Genomic DNA, 15,600 nt, shown 5'->3' with positions numbered 1-15,600 from the left:
TGCTGCCCCTATTTTTCCACGCCCGGCACCAGCCGCCCGTTCTCGATATGGGCGGGAACGTAGGTCGAGTCCGGCGGCGCGCCGGAGAACTCCGCAAGGCCGATCAGGCCCGCGATGACGAGCGCAAGCGCGACCAGGGTGAGGCGCGCGACGATCGTGACCGGCCAGGACGAGCGCGCGAACACACCAGAGCGGCTCGCGGCCAGGAACAGCGCATAGACGGCAAACGGGATAAGGAAGATTCCGATCTCGGTCAGAACCGTCCGGATCATGACGAATAGATCCGCTCATACAGCACACGCAGCATTCCGGCCGTGGCCCCCCAGATGTAGCGCTCCGCGAACGGCATCGCGTAATAGGACCGCTCCATGCCGCGGAATTCCTTGCTGTGCACCTGATGATTCACCGGGTTCATCAGAAAGGATAGCGGCACCTCGAAGGCGTCATCAACCTCGGAATGGTTGATGGTGAGCGAGAAGCCCGGCCGGACCTTGGCCACCGTCGGCAGGATCCGGAAGCCGAACGCGGTGCCGTAGAGATCGAGATAGCCGAGCGGCTCGACGAAGTCTCTGGACAGCCCGACCTCCTCCTCGGCCTCGCGCAGCGCCGCGTCCAGCGGCGAGGAATCGGTCGCGTCGATCTTGCCGCCGGGAAAGGCGACCTGGCCGGCATGGTCGTTGAGATGCGCCGCGCGCTGCGTCAGCAGAATGGTCGGTTCGGGATGATCGACCACGGCGATCAGCACCGCCGCGGGGCGCACCGGCTGCTCGCGTGCGATGATCTCCAGCATCTTGTCGGTGCCGGGATCACCCGAGGCGGGAATGATGTTGGGATCGTAGAGGCCGGCCGGCACGTCGAAGCCGAGTTTCGCCTTCGAGCGGGCGAAGAAATCCGCCGCGCCGAGCACAACCTGGTCGCTCTTCAGGATAGGCTTGGTCAAAGCGCGGCCCTCACCTGCTCCGCATCGGCCATGGCGAAGAATTCGCCTGATGATTCGACGCCGAACATCGGCTGGCCATCGACCATCCGCTCCTCGCCCATGTCAACCAGATCGTAATAGAGCGCCCTCGTGACCTTGGCCCAGAGATCGGCTCGGACATGCAAGTAAGGCGTCAGCCCGCCGTCCGCCGCCTGCTCGAAGCGCAGCCGGTGCGCGGCATCGCAGGTGACCCAGTCGTCGACATTGGTGCGGAAGCGCAGCACGCGATGGCCGCTCTCATCGTCTTTCTGCATCTCGACCGCCATGAACGGCGCATCGTCGACGCGGATGCCGACCTTCTCCACCGGCGTGACCAGGAAATGCTTGTCGCCCTCGCGCTTGAGGATGGTCGAGAACAGCCGCACCAAGGCGGGACGCCCGATTGGCGTGCCCAAGTAGAACCAAGTACCATCGGAGGCGATTCGGATGTCGAGATCGCCGCAAAACGGCGGATTCCACAGGTGCACCGGCGGCAGGCCCTTCTTGCCGCCTTCGGCATTGGCAGCATTCTTGGCGGCGGCAGTCAGCCCCTCGAGGCCACGATCGGCGCTCTGCCCTTGGTTCGCCATGGTTTGCCCTGACTTTGTCTTTGGCACGATTGGTGCAGGTCTACGTTGTACTCGGGTGCGCGGTTCCATCCGGGATAGTCCGGTGTGGAGGTCGCCACTTCGTGATGCCGTACATAACCCGAAGCCGATAAGGTGGGGATAGGTTAATTCAACGAATACATGGCCTTCCTGCAAGCCTAGCATAGGCCCATGATTTGACGCGATGCGGTGACATGACGGCCCAGACAAGCCGCATGGCGGGCTGAAGGAGCGAGCGGATGGCGGAGAGTGTCGAGAAACTCGAGGACGGGATCGTCCGTTCGGCCGAGCAGGTGTCGAGCCAGATTCGCGCCGCGAAGGATGCGATCGCCTCCGTCATCTTCGGCCAGGACCGCGTGATCGAAAACACGCTGGTCACCATCCTCTCCGGCGGCCATGCGCTGCTGATCGGCGTGCCCGGCCTTGCCAAGACCAAGCTGGTCGAGACCCTCGGCGTCACGCTTGGGCTCGATGCCAAGCGCATCCAGTTCACGCCCGATCTGATGCCGTCGGACATTCTCGGCGCCGAGGTGCTGGACGAGAGCACCACGGGCAAGCGCGCCTTCCGCTTCATTTCGGGTCCGGTGTTCGCGCAGCTCCTGATGGCCGACGAGATCAACCGCGCCTCGCCGCGCACGCAGTCGGCACTGCTGCAGGCGATGCAGGAGCAGCACATCACCGTGGCCGGCGCGCGTCACGACCTGCCAAAACCCTTCCACGTGCTGGCGACGCAGAACCCGCTGGAGCAGGAAGGCACCTATCCGCTGCCCGAAGCGCAGCTCGACCGCTTCCTGATGGAGATCGACGTCGACTATCCCGATCGCGACGCCGAGCGCCGCATCCTGTTCGAGACCACCGGCGCCGAGGAGACGCTGGCGAAGGGATCGATGAGCGCGGACGCGCTGATCGCCGCGCAGCGGCTGATCCGACGCCTGCCGGTCGGCGATTCCGTCGTGGAGGCGATCCTGTCGCTGGTGCGCTCGGCCCGTCCGGGTCCCGACGCCGGCGAATCCGGCAAGTTCATCGCCTGGGGTCCCGGCCCGCGCGCCAGCCAATCCCTGATGCTGGCGGTGCGCGCGCGTGCGCTGATCGACGGCCGTCTGGCGCCCTCGGTCGACGACGTGCTCGATCTCGCCGAGCCCGTGCTGAAGCACCGCATGGCGCTGACCTTCCAGGCGCGCGCCGAAGGCCGCACGATCCCGGACGTGATCCGGCAATTGAAGGCACGGATCGGTTGATGGCAGCGGAGAACGGGCACACGGCGAAGGAGGTCATCGCGATCCGACGTGCCGATGGCGAAAGCCGCACGCTCGCAGCTTCCTTGCCGCGCCTGGTGTTAGAGGCCCGCCGCATCGCCGCCAACGTCATCCACGGCCTGCACGGCAGGCGCCGCGCCGGCTCCGGCGAAAATTTCTGGCAATATCGCCGTTTCGTCTCCGGCGAGCCGGCGCAGAACGTCGATTGGCGGCGCTCGGCGCGGGACGACCTTCTCTATGTCCGCGAGCTCGAATGGGAAGCCTCGCACACGGTGTGGATCTGGCCCGACCGCTCGCCCTCGATGGCGTTCGCCTCGAAGACGGCGCGCGAGTCCAAGCTGGAGCGGACGCTGATCGTCGCCTTCGCGCTGGCCGAGCTGCTGGTCTCCGGCGGCGAACGGGTCGGGATCCCCGGGCTGATGGCGCCGACGGCGAGCCGCAGCGTCATCGACAAGATGGCGCAGGCGATGCTGCATGACGATGCCGATCGGCCCAGCCTGCCGCCGTCCTTCGTGCCTCCCGCGCTCGCCGAGACGATCGTGCTGTCGGATTTCTGGTCGCCGATCTCCGAGATCAGGGCGACGCTCGCAGGGCTGTCCGGCTCGGGCGCGCACGGCACGCTGGTGCAGGTCGTCGATCCCGCCGAAGAATCGTTCCCCTATTCCGGCCGCGTCGAGTTCGTCGAGCCCGAAGGGTTCGGGGTGATCACCGCCGGCCGCGCCGAGAGCTGGGCGCAGGATTACACCACGCGGCTCGCGCTGCATCGCGACCAGATCCGCGCCGAGACGAGCAAGCTCGACTGGCTGTTCACGACGCACGCCACCGACCGCTCCGCCGCCGAGCTCTTGCTGTTCCTGCATGCCGGCATGCAGGTGAGCAAGTCGGGCGCCCGCACCACGACCATCAAGGCGGGGCCGGCCGCATGATGGGATTGCCGCTCGCCTTCACCCAACCGCTGCTTCTGATCGGCCTCGTCAGTTTGCCGGTGCTGTGGTGGCTCTTGCGCGTGATGCCGCCGCGGCCGCGCCGCATCGAGTTTCCGCCGACCCGCCTGTTGTTCGACATCGCCCCGCGCGAGGAGACGCCCTCGCGGACGCCATGGTGGCTGACCGCGCTGCGGCTGCTTGCGGCAGCGCTGGTGATCTTCGCCGCCGCCGGCCCGATCTGGAACCCGCAGACGGGCCTTGCCGGCAGCAAGGCGCCGCTGATGATCGTGTTCGATGACGGCTGGAGCGCCGCATCGCACTGGGATGTCAGGATCAGGGCCGCCGACGAGCTGATCGCCAATGCCGACAACGACCGCCGCGCCATCGCGCTGGTGCCGCTGTCCGAGCCGAGCCGCGACATCACCCTGATGCCTGCGGGCGCCGCGCGCGTCGCGCTGCGCCAGCTCGCGCCAAAGCCCTATTCGGTCGACCGCGTCGACACGCTCGCCGCGATCGACCGCTTCCTGAAAGCCACCGGCGATTGCGAGATCGCCTGGCTGTCGGATGGCGTCAACACCGGCCGCGGCGAGGAATTCGTGGCCGGCCTCGGCAAGACCATCGGCGAGCGCAGCCTGACCATCTTCGATGGCGGCACCCCCTCGCCGCTGGCGCTGGTCGCGGCCGAGAACGCCGCCGCGAAGATGACGGTGAAGGTGCTGCGCACCGACAGCGGCATCGTGGCCGGCACCGTGCGCGCGCTCGACCAGAAGGCCTCGCCGATCGGCGAAGCGCGGTTCTCGTTCGGCCCGCAGGACAAGGAGACCGACGCCGCGTTCGATCTGCCGGTCGAGCTGCGCAACGACATCAACCGCCTCGAGATCTCGGGCGAGCGCTCCGCCGGCGCGGTGCAGCTGCTCGACAAGCGCTGGCGCCGCCGCGCCATCGGCATCGTCTCGGGCTCGACCAGCGAGACCGCGCAGCCGCTGCTGGCGCCGACCTTCTACCTCGCCCGTGCGCTGACGCCGTTCGCCGACGTCAGGCTCGCCGACAAGGGCTCGCCGCAGCAGGGCATCACACAATTCCTGGACCAGAAGCTGCCGATGATCATCCTCGCCGATGTCGGCACCATCGCGCCGGAGCTGCGCGAACGCCTCAATGCCTGGATCGACCAGGGCGGCGTCCTGGTGCGGTTCGCAGGGCCCCGACTGGCGCAGGCCGAGGACGACCTGGTGCCGGTCAAGCTGCGCAAGGGCGGCCGCACCCTCGGCGGCAGCCTGACCTGGGAGAAGCCGCAGCATCTGACCTCCTTCGCGGCCGACGGCCCGTTCGCCGGCGTCGCGGTCCCCAGGGACGTCGCCGTGAGCCGCCAGGTGCTGGCCGAGCCCGACGCCGTGCTCGCCACCAAGAGCTGGGCCTCGCTGGAAGACGGCACGCCGCTCGTCACCGGCGAGCATCGCGGCAAGGGGCTGGTCAGCCTGTTCCACGTCAGCGCCGACATGCGCTGGTCGGATCTGCCGATGTCCGGCACCTTCGTCGAAATGCTGCGACGGATCGTCGACATGTCCGGCTACACCTCCAAGCCCGGCGCAGGAATTGCCAGCGAAGCGACCACCGAGACGGTGGCGCCGCTGCACATCCTCGACGGCTTCGGCGCCTTCGGACCGCCGCCGGCGACCGCCAAGCCGCTGCCCGCCGATTACCGCGACCGCGCCACATCAGATCATCCGCCGGGCTTCTACGGCCCGGCCGAAGGACCGCTCGCCGTGAACACGCTTGCCAGCGCCGACCGCATCGCGGCCCTCAACACCACGAGCCTGCGCGCCCGGCACGCCACCTACACCAATGCCGAGCCGCGCGACCTGCGCGGCTGGCTGCTGTCGACGGCGCTGGCGCTGTTCCTGATCGACGCCATCATCGTCGCGGTGCTCGGCGGCGGCATCGCCGCGCTGCTGCGCCGCCGCGCCGCGCCTGCCATGATCGTGCTCGGCCTGCTGCTCACCTCGCTCGCGCCAACGCCGTCACGCGCCGACGGCGCCGCGGACGATTTCGCGATGAAGGCGACGGCGCAAACCCGCCTCGCCTATGTCGTCACGGGCAATGCCGACGTCGATTCCATCGTCAAGGCGGGGATGAACGGGCTGACGCTGTTTTTGGCCCAGCGCACCGCGCTCGAGGCCGGCGATCCCGTCGGGATCGATCCGGCGCGCGACGAGCTCGCCTTCTTCCCGCTGATCTACTGGCCGATCGTGCCGGGCGCGCCGAAGCCGCCGCGGGACGCCATCAACAGAATCGACGCCTACATGAAGCAGGGCGGCACCGTGCTGTTCGACACCCGCGACGCGATCGAAGCCCCGCCCGGCGCGAACGGCGCGGCGCAAACCCCCGCCATGCAGACGCTGCGCGAGATCCTGTCCTCGCTCGACGTGCCCGAGCTCGAGCCGGTGCCGCGCGAGCACGTGCTGACCAAGACCTTCTATCTGCTGCGCGACTTCCCCGGCCGCTTCGTCACCGGCCAGACCTGGGTCGAGACCCTGCCGCGCGACGAGGACGACGACAGCGCGCAGCGGCCGGCGCGCGGCGGCGACGGCGTCTCGCCGATCATCATCACCTCGAACGACCTTGCCGGCGCCTGGGCGGTACGGCCCGACGGCCAGGCCATGCTGCCGGTGACCGGCGGCGACACCCGCCAGCGCGAAGTCGCCTACCGCGCCGGCGCCAACATCGTGATGTACACCCTGACCGGCAATTACAAGGCCGACCAGGTGCACGCACCGGCCCTGATCGAACGGTTGGGGCAATGATGCGGGTAACGCGCTTGATCCACACACTCCGTCATTCCGGGATGGTCCGAAGGACCAGACCCGGAATCTCGAGATTCCGGGTTCGATGCTTCGCATCGCCCCGGAATGACGTTGATAGGGTGGTTTAATGAATTACGGCATCGCATTCACGCCGCTCGTCCCCGCCATCGTGCTCTGGCTCGCGCTCGCCGCGATCGTCGTCGTCGCGCTGGTGCTGCTGATTGCTCGCGCGCGCGGCGCTGCCGTGCGCGTGGCCGCGTTGGCGCTGTTCCTGCTCGCGCTCGCCAACCCCTCCTTCACCCGCGAGGAACGCGAGCCCCTCACCTCGGTCGCCGCGATCGTCGTCGACAAGAGCCCGAGCCAGAATTTCGGCAACCGCAATCGCGAGGCCGCAGCTGCGCAGGAAGCGCTGGTCGACAGCCTGAAGAAGATCAAGGGGCTGGAGGTGCGCGTCGTCGATGCCGGACAGGCCGACGGCGAGACCGACGGCACCAAGCTGTTCGGCGCCCTCGCCTCGACCTTGTCGGACGTGCCGGTCGACCGCGTCGCCGGCGCGTTCCTGATCACCGACGGCCGCGTCCACGACATTCCGGCGAACGCCGCCGCGCTCGGCTTCCAGGCGCCGGTGCATGCGCTGATCACCGGCCAGAAGGACGAGCGCGACCGCCGCATCGCGATCACCGCCGCGCCGCGCTTCGGCATCGTCGGACAGAGCCAGTCCATCAGCTACCGCCTCGACGATCAGGGCGTGTCCGGCGAGCGCGCCAAGGTCACGATCCGCAGGGACGGCGAGGTCATCAACGAGCGCACGCTCTCGAGCGGCCAGGCCGCGAGCGTCGACGTCGACATCAAGCATGCCGGACCGAACATCGTCGAGATCGAGGCCTCCCCGCTCGAGCGCGAGCTGACGCCGGTGAACAACCGCGCCGTCGTCGCCATCGACGGCGTGCGGGACAAGCTGCGCGTGCTGCTGGTCTCGGGCGAGCCGCATTCCGGCGAGCGCACCTGGCGCAACCTCTTGAAGTCCGACGCCAGCGTCGATCTCGTGCACTTCACCATCCTGCGGCCGCCGGAGAAGCAGGACGGCACGCCGATCAACGAATTGTCGCTGATCGCGTTTCCGACCCGCGAACTGTTCCAGCAGAAGATCAACGAATTCCAGTTGATCATCTTCGACCGCTACGCCCGTCAGGGCGTGCTGCCGATCGCCTATTTCGACAACATCGCGCGCTATGTCCGCTCGGGCGGCGCGGTGCTGGTCTCGGCCGGCCCCGACTACGCCTCCACCACCAGCATCTGGCGCACGCCGCTGGATACGGTGCTGCCGGCCGAACCGGTCGGGGTGACGGAGAAGCCGTTCTATGCGCATCTGTCCGACCTCGGCAAACGCCACCCCGTCACGCGCGGCCTCGAAGGCTCCGCCTCCGAGCCGCCGCGCTGGAGCCGGTTCTTCCGCACTGTTGATACCCGCAATTCCGTCAACCCACCGGTGATGACGGGTGTCGACGGCAAGCCGCTGTTGTTCCTGTCGCGCTTCGGCGAGGGCCGTGTCGCGCTGCTGCTGTCCGACCACATCTGGCTGTGGGCGCGCGGCTATGAGGGCGGCGGCCCGCACCTCGATCTGCTCCGGCGGATGTCGCACTGGCTGATGAAGCAGCCGGACCTCGACGAGGAGGCGCTGCGCCTCCAGGTGCAGGGCAAGAATCTGGTCGTGGTGCGCCAGACCATGGCGGACAGCGTCCAGCCGGTGAGCGTGACCTCGCCGTCCGGCGCCTCGCAGGATTTGACGCTGAGCCCAGGGGAGCCCGGCGAATGGCGTGCCAGCCTGCCGGCGAGCGAGCTCGGGCTGTGGCAGGCCACCGACGGCACACTGAAGGCGCTCATCAATGTCGGACCGACCAATCCGAAGGAGTTTTCGGAGGTCACCTCCACGGTCGAGACCCTGAAGCCGCTGACGCAGGCGACCGGCGGCAACGCCGTGCGCGTCGCGAATGGCGCCAGCATCGAGCTGCCGCGCGTCCTCCCGGTGCGTTCGGCCAGCGTCTTTGCCGGCGACGGCTGGATGGGAGTGCGGATGCGCGATGCCAGCGTCGTCAAGGGCGTCGGCGTGCTGCCGATCTTTGCCGGTCTGATCGGCCTGTTGCTGCTGCTCGGCGCGTTTGCAGCGACCTGGGTCCGCGAGGGGCGCTGAACGCTCCGTTGCTCGAACGCCACATCGGCCTGCGACCCGCGCTGCGCGGGTCGAGTGCCGTTGACATCAGCTGACGATTGGAGCGATGTTACATTATAACATCGTGACGCCCCAGGGACTGGGCGCCTCGCGATGTGGGGGTGGCGTTTTCCGATGAAGTGGTTCCGGTCGAATATCAGGCACGGCGCCCGGCTCGCGTTGTTCGCGATGCTGGTGCAGTTCGCGCTGACGTTCGGCCACAGCCATTGGTTCGCTCAAGCCGCTACTCTTGCCCAGGCCACACTCCACCAAGTCGATGGCAGCAAGGATCAAGCTGCGGGCGACCGCGCGGCGGTTCACAAGCAATCGCCGTCAAGCCCCGATCGCGACCATCAGGGCGAGGACAATTGTGCGATCTGCGCCGTCGTCGCGATGGCGGGCACGATCCTGTTCGCGACGCCGCCACTGTTGCAGCTGCCGCAGGCGATCGACCTGCTCTATCGCACCACCGATGCCGAATTCCTCCATCTGAGATCGGCCGGCACGGCGTTCCAGCCGCGCGCCCCTCCCGCGTCCTGACTCCCGACACCACTTGATCACGCCCGCCATCGCGCTTTCAGGCGCTCGGCCGGGAAGAGTTGAAGTCGAATTCCGTCGCACCGCGACGGCAGGCCGCCTCCGATCAGCAGACCATCATCCGGACGGCGCCTGACTGGAATCAGGACAATGTCATTCAAATCGCGACGCGTGCAACGACTTGGCGGAGCAAGCCTGCTCCTGCTCGGCGCTGCCGCCACGCCCGCTTTCGCCCAAACGCCTGCGCAAAACCAATCGTCGACCGAGATTCCCGCCGTCACCGTGACGGCGCCAAGCCCGATCGTGCGCAGGGCGGTGGTGCCGTCGCGCAACCCAGGCCGCGGTACACGGACCGCGCGGGTGCGCAGCCGCGAGCAAGCGGCGGAAGCAACCCCGGCAGCCCCGGTGCCTGCCGCGCCTCAGCAGGGCGTGCTGCCTGTTGTGACCGATCAGTTCGCGACTGTCACCGTGGTGCCGAACGAGGAGATCCGGCGCAACGGCGGCGGCACGCTCGGCGATCTCCTGTTCTCCAAGCCCGGCATCACCGGCTCTGAATACGCTCCCGGCGCATCCAGCCGCCCCATCATTCGCGGGCTCGACACCAACCGTGTCGGCATCGTCGAGAACGGCACCGGCAGCAACGGCGCGTCCGATCTCGGCGAGGATCACTTCGTGCCGGTTGATCCGCTGGCAGCCAACCAGGTCGAGGTCATCCGCGGACCGGCGACGCTGCGCTACGGCTCCACCGCGATCGGCGGCGTGGTCAGCGCAACCAACAATCGAATTCCGGATGCCTTGCCATCCTGCGCAGCGCCCTTTGCAACTTACGGACTCCCGACCAAGGCGCCGCTGGCAAACGTGGGATCGCCGGGCTGCATCACCGCGGAAACACGGACGGCCGTGACGTCTGTCGATCGCGGGGCCGAAGGTGCCGTGCTGCTCGACGCCGGCGGCGGTAACTTTGCCATGCACGCCGATGCCTTTGGCCGCAAGGCCGGCGACTACAGCGTCCCGAGCTACCCGTTCTTGACCGACCCGACGCTGCCGTTCAACGGTCGCCAGCCGAACTCGGCATCGCAGGCCTACGGCGGATCTGTCGGCGGCTCCTACATCTTCGATGGCGGATACGTTGGCGCGGCGATCACGCAGCACAACGCGCTCTACCACATTCCCGGTATCGAGGGCAGCGAGTTCCTGACACGGATCGACGGACGACAAACCAAGTTCACGACAAAAGGCGAATATCGGCCGGACGCTGCGGCCATCGATGCGATCCGGTTCTGGGCTGGGGCCACCGACTATAAACACGATGAGGTCGGACTCGCCGACTCTGCCGATCTCACCTCCCTCGGCGTGAGACAGACCTTCACCAGCAAGGAACAGGAAGGCCGCGTCGAGGTGCAGCTTGCGCCGTTCGACGTTCGCTTTGCTGCGCTGACCACCGCCGTGGGCGTTCAGGCGTCGCACCAGAAGCTGACCGCGCCGAGTCCGGACGATCCAGGCAGTCCGATCAACGGTCTGTTCGATCCGAACAAGAACACGAAGGTCGCCGGGTACATCTTCAACGAGTTCAAGTTCAACGAAGCGACCAAGGCTCAGATCGCCGGACGCGTCGAGAGCGCAAGGCTGAGCGGCACGGCGCCAGCCTTTGTCCCCGATGTGTTCGACCTCGCCGTCGATCCGGCCGCGATCGGCCCCGCAACGGCGGTCAATCGCAACTTCACGCCCGTGAGCGGGAGCGTCGGCCTGATCCACAACCTTCCGTGGGATCTGGTCGCGAGCATCACCGGCCAATATGTCGAGCGTGCGCCGAAACCGGCGGAATTGTTTTCGCGCGGCGGCCACGACGCCACCACCACGTTCGACATAGGCAATCCCAATCTCGGCATCGAGACCGCCAAGTCGGTCGAGGCGGGATTGCGGCGGGCGGTAGGACCGCTTCGCTTCGAAATCACCGGCTACTACACCAAGTTCAACGGATTTATCTACCGGCGCCTGACCGGCAACACATGTGAGGACGGCGTTTGCCAGCTCGGCGCGGGCCTCGAACTGAATCAGGCGGTCTATTCGCAGCGCGACGCGACATTCCGGGGCGGCGAATTCCAGTTCCAGTACGACGTGATGCCGGTCTGGAACGGGATCTGGGGCATCGAAGGTCAATACGACATCGTGCGCGCGACGTTCGACGACGGCACTAACGTGCCACGCATTCCGCCCCAGCGGCTGGGCGGTGGTGTGTACTATCGCGACGCCGACTGGTTTGCACGGATCAACCTGCTGCACGCGTTCGCGCAGAACGACATCGCACCGATCGCGGAGACCCCGACGCCTGGCTACAACCTGCTGAGGGCCGAGGTCAGCTACAAGACGAAGCTCGATCAAAGCTGGTTCGGCGCGCGCGAGATGCATGTCGGGCTCATCGGCAACAACCTGCTGAACGAGAACATCCGCAATGCCGTCTCCTTCAACAAGGATCAGGTGCTGTTACCCGGCATCGGCGTGCGGGCGTTCGCGAACTTCAAGTTCTAGGCTTGACGTCGGTCGGGGCCTGCGGGCCCCGACATACATGCCGTATGAGACGTGGGCGCTGCTCCTCCAATTGACGGCGGCGTAGCCCGGATGGAGCGCTGCGAGCCTATCGCGCCTACGCCGCCGAGCCGGCATCGAGCGCCCCGCACGCATCGAGGTAGAAACCGGGCGATCAAGGCGCCGCGGCCTCGCGCGGCCAGGCCGGACTCGGCGGCCTCTTTGTCCGTTCGGACGGTACAGCAAGACGTTCGGCAGGTACGGCTTGCAGAACCATAGGCAGCAGAAGCAATATGTATCTGGGAAGATTTGATGTAGCTCAACATTCACATATCGCTTCGGTGCCAGCTCACTGCTGGCACCCTGCTCTTGAATGGAGGCACGATGCGCACGATCCTTCTCATGCTGATCCTCATGGCGCCCATCACCACCGCACATGCTTACGATTATCCTTGGTGCGTCTATGGTGGAGAGCTGGGCCCCTCCGGCGAGTGTCTTTACCGAACGAGAGAGCAGTGTCTGGCTTCGGCATCCGGCCGGTGGAACACATACTGCGATGTGAACCGGTACGTTCTGTTCCAGCAGCGCGCATTGCAGCCGCCGCCGCCGAAGAAAGCTCCCCGCCATTGAGAGACAATGTGCGGACGGGCGTTCTCTTCTCGACGCTGGAAGAAAGTACTGCTTTTCCGCTGCCAGACCGCGAGCTGCTTTTTGGACACTCGATGGAGCGCGCTTTGGGTCATCCGCGCCGGCCGAGCCCTGCGGCAGCCCAATCCTAGGCCCGCGCCTTGCTCCAGTCGGGGCCCACCGTCCCCGACACGCCCTCGAAGGCGCCGTCGACGAGCTCGAACACCAGGATACGGGCGGCATCGACCGGGCCCGGCATGGTGACGCGGCCCTTCGGCACCGGCTTGAAGCCGACACGACTGTAGTAGGGCTCGTCGCCGACCAGCAGCACGAGACGGTGGCCTTTCGCCTTCGCGTCCTTCAGCGCACGCTCCATCAGCAGGCGGCCGACCCCGTGGCCGCGGAACGGCGGCTCGACGGTGAGCGGCCCGAGCAGCAGGGCCGGCGTCTCGCCGATCAGGATCGGCAACTGCCGGACCGAGCCGACCAGCAGCGTGCCGATGCGGGCGGTGAAGGACAATTCGAGCAGATGGTCGACGTGCTCGCGAATCCGATAGGCGCTGAGCACGAAACGGCCTGGACCGAAGGTGCGTTCATGCAGCCGCTCGATCGACTGGGCGTCGCCGGCGGCCTCGGGGAGGACGGTGAGTGAAAGGTCGGTCATGGCAATCGCGGGATAGCATTGGAACGCGGCGCGGTCCATTGGGCCGCGCAGCCGCTCGGGTCCATTTTTGGACGTCGATCCGACGGGTGTTCCGAGACCTCAGCCTGCTCGTGTCGAATGACGATCCTCATGCGCAGACACGGCCCGCCCTCACCGCCAGGTCGCAATCAGGGGCCGGCCGTCGAGCACTTCCGCGATCCGCAGCCGCGTGCCGGACGTGGTCCCCTCGGGCAGCGCATCGATCGCGAAGAACCCGCATTCGACGATCTCGCGGTTGGGTGCGGGCAGCCGGTGCTGGCTGAACTGCCTGACCACGTAGACGGCGACGTGGTCGCGGCGCGAGACGTGGCTGTTGAGGAAGATGCCATGCAGGATCGCCTCGCCGGTGAGATCGATGTCGCCCTCCTCCTTGAGCTCGCGCCGCATCGCCTCATCCATGGTCTCGCCGAAATCGACGCCGCCGCCGGGCAGGTACCAGCCGCTGACATAGCTGTGCCTGACCAGGAAGACCCGGTTGTCGGCATCCAGCACCACGGCGCGGACGCCGAGCGTCATGCCGCGCACCAGGAGAAAATAGGCATGGAAGAATCGCCGCAGCAGCGGCTCGGCTCTGCGTCGGGCTCGGTTCAGACGTTCTCCCATCAGGCTTCCTCGACGCCGCGGCTCAGGCCGTGCTTGCGCGTTGCTTGCGAGCTTGCCATTACAGCGGAGCAATAGCGAGGCAATCGCGCCCCATGACTCCCAACAGGCTGGCTCCCTTCACGCTCGCCCATCTGTCCGATCCGCATCTTCCGCCGCTGCCGAAACCGCGGCTGATCGAGCTCGCGGGCAAGCGCGCCTTCGGCTACGTCAACTGGACCCGCAACCGCCACAAGTACCAGCGCCGCGAGGTGCTCGACGCGCTGGTCGCGGACATGAAGGCGCAGGCTCCCGACCACATCGCGGTGACGGGCGACCTCGTCAATCTCGCGCTGGAAGCCGAGTTCGCGCCGGCCCGCGCCTGGCTCGACGATGTCGGCCCGCCCGACCGCGTCACGACGATTCCCGGCAATCACGACGCCTATGTCCGAGCCACCTCGCACCGCTTCGGCGAGACCTTCGCACCCTATCTTACGGGCGACGACGGCCGTATCGGTTTTCCTTCGGTGCGCCGGCGCGGGCCGCTCGCGCTGATCAGCCTGTCGACGGCGGTGCCGACGCTGCCGCTGATGGCAACGGGCACGCTTGGACGCGATCAGCTCGCCGCGCTCGAAACGGTCCTGGAACGGCTCGCGACCGAGGACGTCTTCCGCGTGCTGCTGGTGCATCATCCCCTGAAATCCGACGCCCGTCAGAAGCGTATGACCGACGCGCCCGCGCTGCTCGAGCTGCTCAAGCGCCACGGCGTCGAGCTGATCCTGCACGGGCACGACCACGTTCATTCGACCGTGTGGGTCGAGGGTCCCAACGGCGACATTCCCGCGCTCGGCGTGCCCTCGGCCTCCGCGCTTGCGCACGGACGCTATCCGGCGGCGGCGTACAATCTGCTCCGTATCGAGAAGGACAATGCCGGCTGGCGCTGCGAGCAGACGGTGCGGAGCCTGGGGGCGGGATTTCAGGTCGGGCAGATCAAGCATGTGAGGTTGATTTAGACTTGGCCGTCATTCCGGGGCGGCTCTGGGAGCCGAACTCCGGTGCGCCCTTGCGCACCTGAGAATCTCGAGATTCCGGGCTCGCGCTTCGCGCGCCCCGGAATGACGGCGGAGGATACCTCACCAGCTCCGCAAGGCCGCCAGAACCGCGACGCCGAACAGCGCGGCCGCGCCTAGCACGAAGCCGAACACGAACGGCCAGAAGCGCGAGCGGCGCGGTGGCGCGACGACCGGTGCCTGCGGCTCGGGAGGAACGACCATGGCCCGCTCGCGCTCGACCATGCGGCGCGCGACATAGTCGGTGACGGCCTCGACGATTGCCGCGGTGTCGTGCGATTCGGCGAGCACGATGCGGCCGAAACGGGTGTCCTGGACGAAGCGGTACATCCGCTTGTCGCGCCCCATCACGATGTGGGCGACGACGTCGATCCAGAGCCTCGGCGTATCGCCCTGGCTGACGCCGCGGTCGAACAGGTCGACCTGATCAGGCACCTGCGCGAACAGGGGATCGAGCGCATCATTGAGGATCTCGAGCCGCGCCACTTCGGCGTCCCTGAGATCGACGACGACGCCGGTCCGGTCGGCGGCCTCGATCCGCGCGCGCAGCAGCGCATCGCGCAGCCGCACCGGACGCGGCTGGCCGGGATGGGTCCCGCTGGTCTCGGGCTCTGACATTGTCGGCCTCGTCCTCGACTTTCCGCCATTAACCTATCAGCAACCAAACCCTCCGCAAAGGCCTACAATTCCAGCTACTTACGGCGCCCACAGCCGATTGACCTGTGCCAAAAACAGACGATCCCACCCAGGCAGGGCCTGGATGGGACCGTCCGTCCTTGGACGTCTTCTTAAGTGAGGGC

14 protein-coding genes are annotated in these 15,600 nt (G+C 67.1%); 8 read left to right on the top strand and 6 right to left on the bottom strand.

Features of this window, described 5'->3' with window-relative positions:
- Window positions 1-8 precede the first annotated feature (8 nt).
- The 3 genes from K410_RS0110725 to K410_RS0110715 are packed head-to-tail and all read right to left on the bottom strand — an operon-like array spanning window position 9 to window position 1,548.
- A complete protein-coding gene (locus K410_RS0110725; RefSeq protein ID WP_028134844.1) occupies window positions 9-272 on the bottom strand; it encodes a DUF6111 family protein in 264 nt (87 codons plus the stop codon).
- Window positions 269-940, bottom strand: a complete 672-nt coding sequence (locus K410_RS0110720; protein ID WP_028134843.1) for a CoA pyrophosphatase — start codon at window positions 938-940, stop codon at window positions 269-271. The genes K410_RS0110725 and K410_RS0110720 overlap by 4 nt, the downstream gene beginning before the upstream one ends.
- Entirely contained in the window at window positions 937-1,548 is a 612-nt protein-coding gene (locus tag K410_RS0110715) for a DUF1285 domain-containing protein (protein WP_028134842.1), read from the bottom strand. The genes K410_RS0110720 and K410_RS0110715 overlap by 4 nt, the downstream gene beginning before the upstream one ends.
- Before the next feature lie 257 nt (window positions 1,549-1,805).
- Here K410_RS0110715 and K410_RS0110710 point away from each other — a divergent pair, with 257 nt between their 5' ends.
- The 7 genes from K410_RS0110710 to K410_RS38415 all read left to right on the top strand — a co-directional run bounded on the left by K410_RS0110710 (window position 1,806) and on the right by K410_RS38415 (window position 12,451).
- Window positions 1,806-2,804 carry an AAA family ATPase gene (locus K410_RS0110710; RefSeq protein WP_028134841.1) on the top strand — a complete coding sequence of 333 codons (999 nt, stop codon included), beginning with the start codon at window positions 1,806-1,808 and terminating at the stop codon, window positions 2,802-2,804.
- Window positions 2,804-3,748 (top strand): DUF58 domain-containing protein, encoded by a 945-nt coding sequence (locus tag K410_RS0110705; protein ID WP_028134840.1) that lies wholly within the window; start codon window positions 2,804-2,806, stop codon window positions 3,746-3,748. Before K410_RS0110710 ends, K410_RS0110705 begins: the two co-directional genes overlap by 1 nt.
- Window positions 3,745-6,549, top strand: a complete 2,805-nt coding sequence (locus K410_RS0110700; RefSeq protein WP_028134839.1) for a DUF4159 domain-containing protein — start codon at window positions 3,745-3,747, stop codon at window positions 6,547-6,549. Before K410_RS0110705 ends, K410_RS0110700 begins: the two co-directional genes overlap by 4 nt.
- Before the next feature lie 127 nt (window positions 6,550-6,676).
- Window positions 6,677-8,740, top strand: a complete 2,064-nt coding sequence (locus K410_RS0110695) for a membrane protein (protein WP_028134838.1) — start codon at window positions 6,677-6,679, stop codon at window positions 8,738-8,740.
- A 153-nt stretch (window positions 8,741-8,893) separates the two neighbouring features.
- Complete coding sequence (locus K410_RS0110690; protein WP_028134837.1) at window positions 8,894-9,298, top strand: DUF2946 domain-containing protein; 405 nt, start codon at window positions 8,894-8,896, stop codon at window positions 9,296-9,298.
- Between the two features lie 147 nt (window positions 9,299-9,445).
- Window positions 9,446-11,824, top strand: a complete 2,379-nt coding sequence (locus K410_RS0110685; protein ID WP_028134836.1) for a TonB-dependent receptor — start codon at window positions 9,446-9,448, stop codon at window positions 11,822-11,824.
- A gap of 381 nt (window positions 11,825-12,205) precedes the next feature.
- The gene (locus K410_RS38415; RefSeq protein WP_080672150.1) at window positions 12,206-12,451 is read left to right on the top strand and encodes a DUF3551 domain-containing protein; all 246 of its coding nucleotides are present in this window, start codon (window positions 12,206-12,208) and stop codon (window positions 12,449-12,451) included.
- Window positions 12,452-12,596: 145 nt separating this feature from the next.
- Here K410_RS38415 and K410_RS0110680 read toward each other — a convergent pair whose 3' ends face one another.
- On the bottom strand, window positions 12,597-13,112 hold the full coding sequence (locus K410_RS0110680) for a GNAT family N-acetyltransferase (RefSeq protein ID WP_028134835.1): 516 nt from the start codon (window positions 13,110-13,112) through the stop codon (window positions 12,597-12,599).
- Between the two features lie 150 nt (window positions 13,113-13,262).
- Window positions 13,263-13,754, bottom strand: coding sequence for an NUDIX domain-containing protein (locus K410_RS0110675; RefSeq protein WP_028134834.1), 492 nt, complete (start codon window positions 13,752-13,754; stop codon window positions 13,263-13,265).
- A gap of 107 nt (window positions 13,755-13,861) precedes the next feature.
- On the opposite strand from K410_RS0110675, the gene K410_RS0110670 reads away from it, so the two are divergent.
- Window positions 13,862-14,743: a metallophosphoesterase family protein gene (locus K410_RS0110670; protein ID WP_028134833.1), complete on the top strand. Its 882-nt coding sequence runs from the start codon at window positions 13,862-13,864 to the stop codon at window positions 14,741-14,743.
- A gap of 120 nt (window positions 14,744-14,863) precedes the next feature.
- Here K410_RS0110670 and K410_RS0110665 read toward each other — a convergent pair whose 3' ends face one another.
- A complete protein-coding gene (locus K410_RS0110665; RefSeq protein ID WP_028134832.1) occupies window positions 14,864-15,418 on the bottom strand; it encodes a hypothetical protein in 555 nt (184 codons plus the stop codon).
- Between the last annotated feature and the right edge of the window lie 182 nt (window positions 15,419-15,600).

The sequence above is a fragment of the Bradyrhizobium sp. 22 genome, assembly GCF_000482425.1.
Classification (GTDB): Bacteria; Pseudomonadota; Alphaproteobacteria; order Rhizobiales; family Xanthobacteraceae; genus Bradyrhizobium; species Bradyrhizobium japonicum_B.
This window is presented reverse-complemented; position numbering and strand designations above follow the sequence as displayed.

What these genes read in the sequence shown, in the direction of transcription:
- K410_RS0110725 (WP_028134844.1), bottom strand. Translation starts at nt 272, where the DNA reads ATGATCCGGACGGTTCTGACCGAGATCGGAATCTTCCTTATCCCGTTT.
- K410_RS0110715 (WP_028134842.1), bottom strand. Translation starts at nt 1,548, where the DNA reads ATGGCGAACCAAGGGCAGAGCGCCGATCGTGGCCTCGAGGGGCTGACT.
- K410_RS0110710 (WP_028134841.1), top strand. Translation starts at nt 1,806, where the DNA reads ATGGCGGAGAGTGTCGAGAAACTCGAGGACGGGATCGTCCGTTCGGCC.
- K410_RS0110705 (WP_028134840.1), top strand. Translation starts at nt 2,804, where the DNA reads ATGGCAGCGGAGAACGGGCACACGGCGAAGGAGGTCATCGCGATCCGA.
- K410_RS0110700 (WP_028134839.1), top strand. Translation starts at nt 3,745, where the DNA reads ATGATGGGATTGCCGCTCGCCTTCACCCAACCGCTGCTTCTGATCGGC.
- K410_RS0110695 (WP_028134838.1), top strand. Translation starts at nt 6,677, where the DNA reads ATGAATTACGGCATCGCATTCACGCCGCTCGTCCCCGCCATCGTGCTC.
- K410_RS0110690 (WP_028134837.1), top strand. Translation starts at nt 8,894, where the DNA reads ATGAAGTGGTTCCGGTCGAATATCAGGCACGGCGCCCGGCTCGCGTTG.
- K410_RS0110685 (WP_028134836.1), top strand. Translation starts at nt 9,446, where the DNA reads ATGTCATTCAAATCGCGACGCGTGCAACGACTTGGCGGAGCAAGCCTG.
- K410_RS38415 (WP_080672150.1), top strand. Translation starts at nt 12,206, where the DNA reads ATGCGCACGATCCTTCTCATGCTGATCCTCATGGCGCCCATCACCACC.
- K410_RS0110680 (WP_028134835.1), bottom strand. Translation starts at nt 13,112, where the DNA reads ATGACCGACCTTTCACTCACCGTCCTCCCCGAGGCCGCCGGCGACGCC.
- K410_RS0110675 (WP_028134834.1), bottom strand. Translation starts at nt 13,754, where the DNA reads ATGGGAGAACGTCTGAACCGAGCCCGACGCAGAGCCGAGCCGCTGCTG.
- K410_RS0110665 (WP_028134832.1), bottom strand. Translation starts at nt 15,418, where the DNA reads ATGTCAGAGCCCGAGACCAGCGGGACCCATCCCGGCCAGCCGCGTCCG.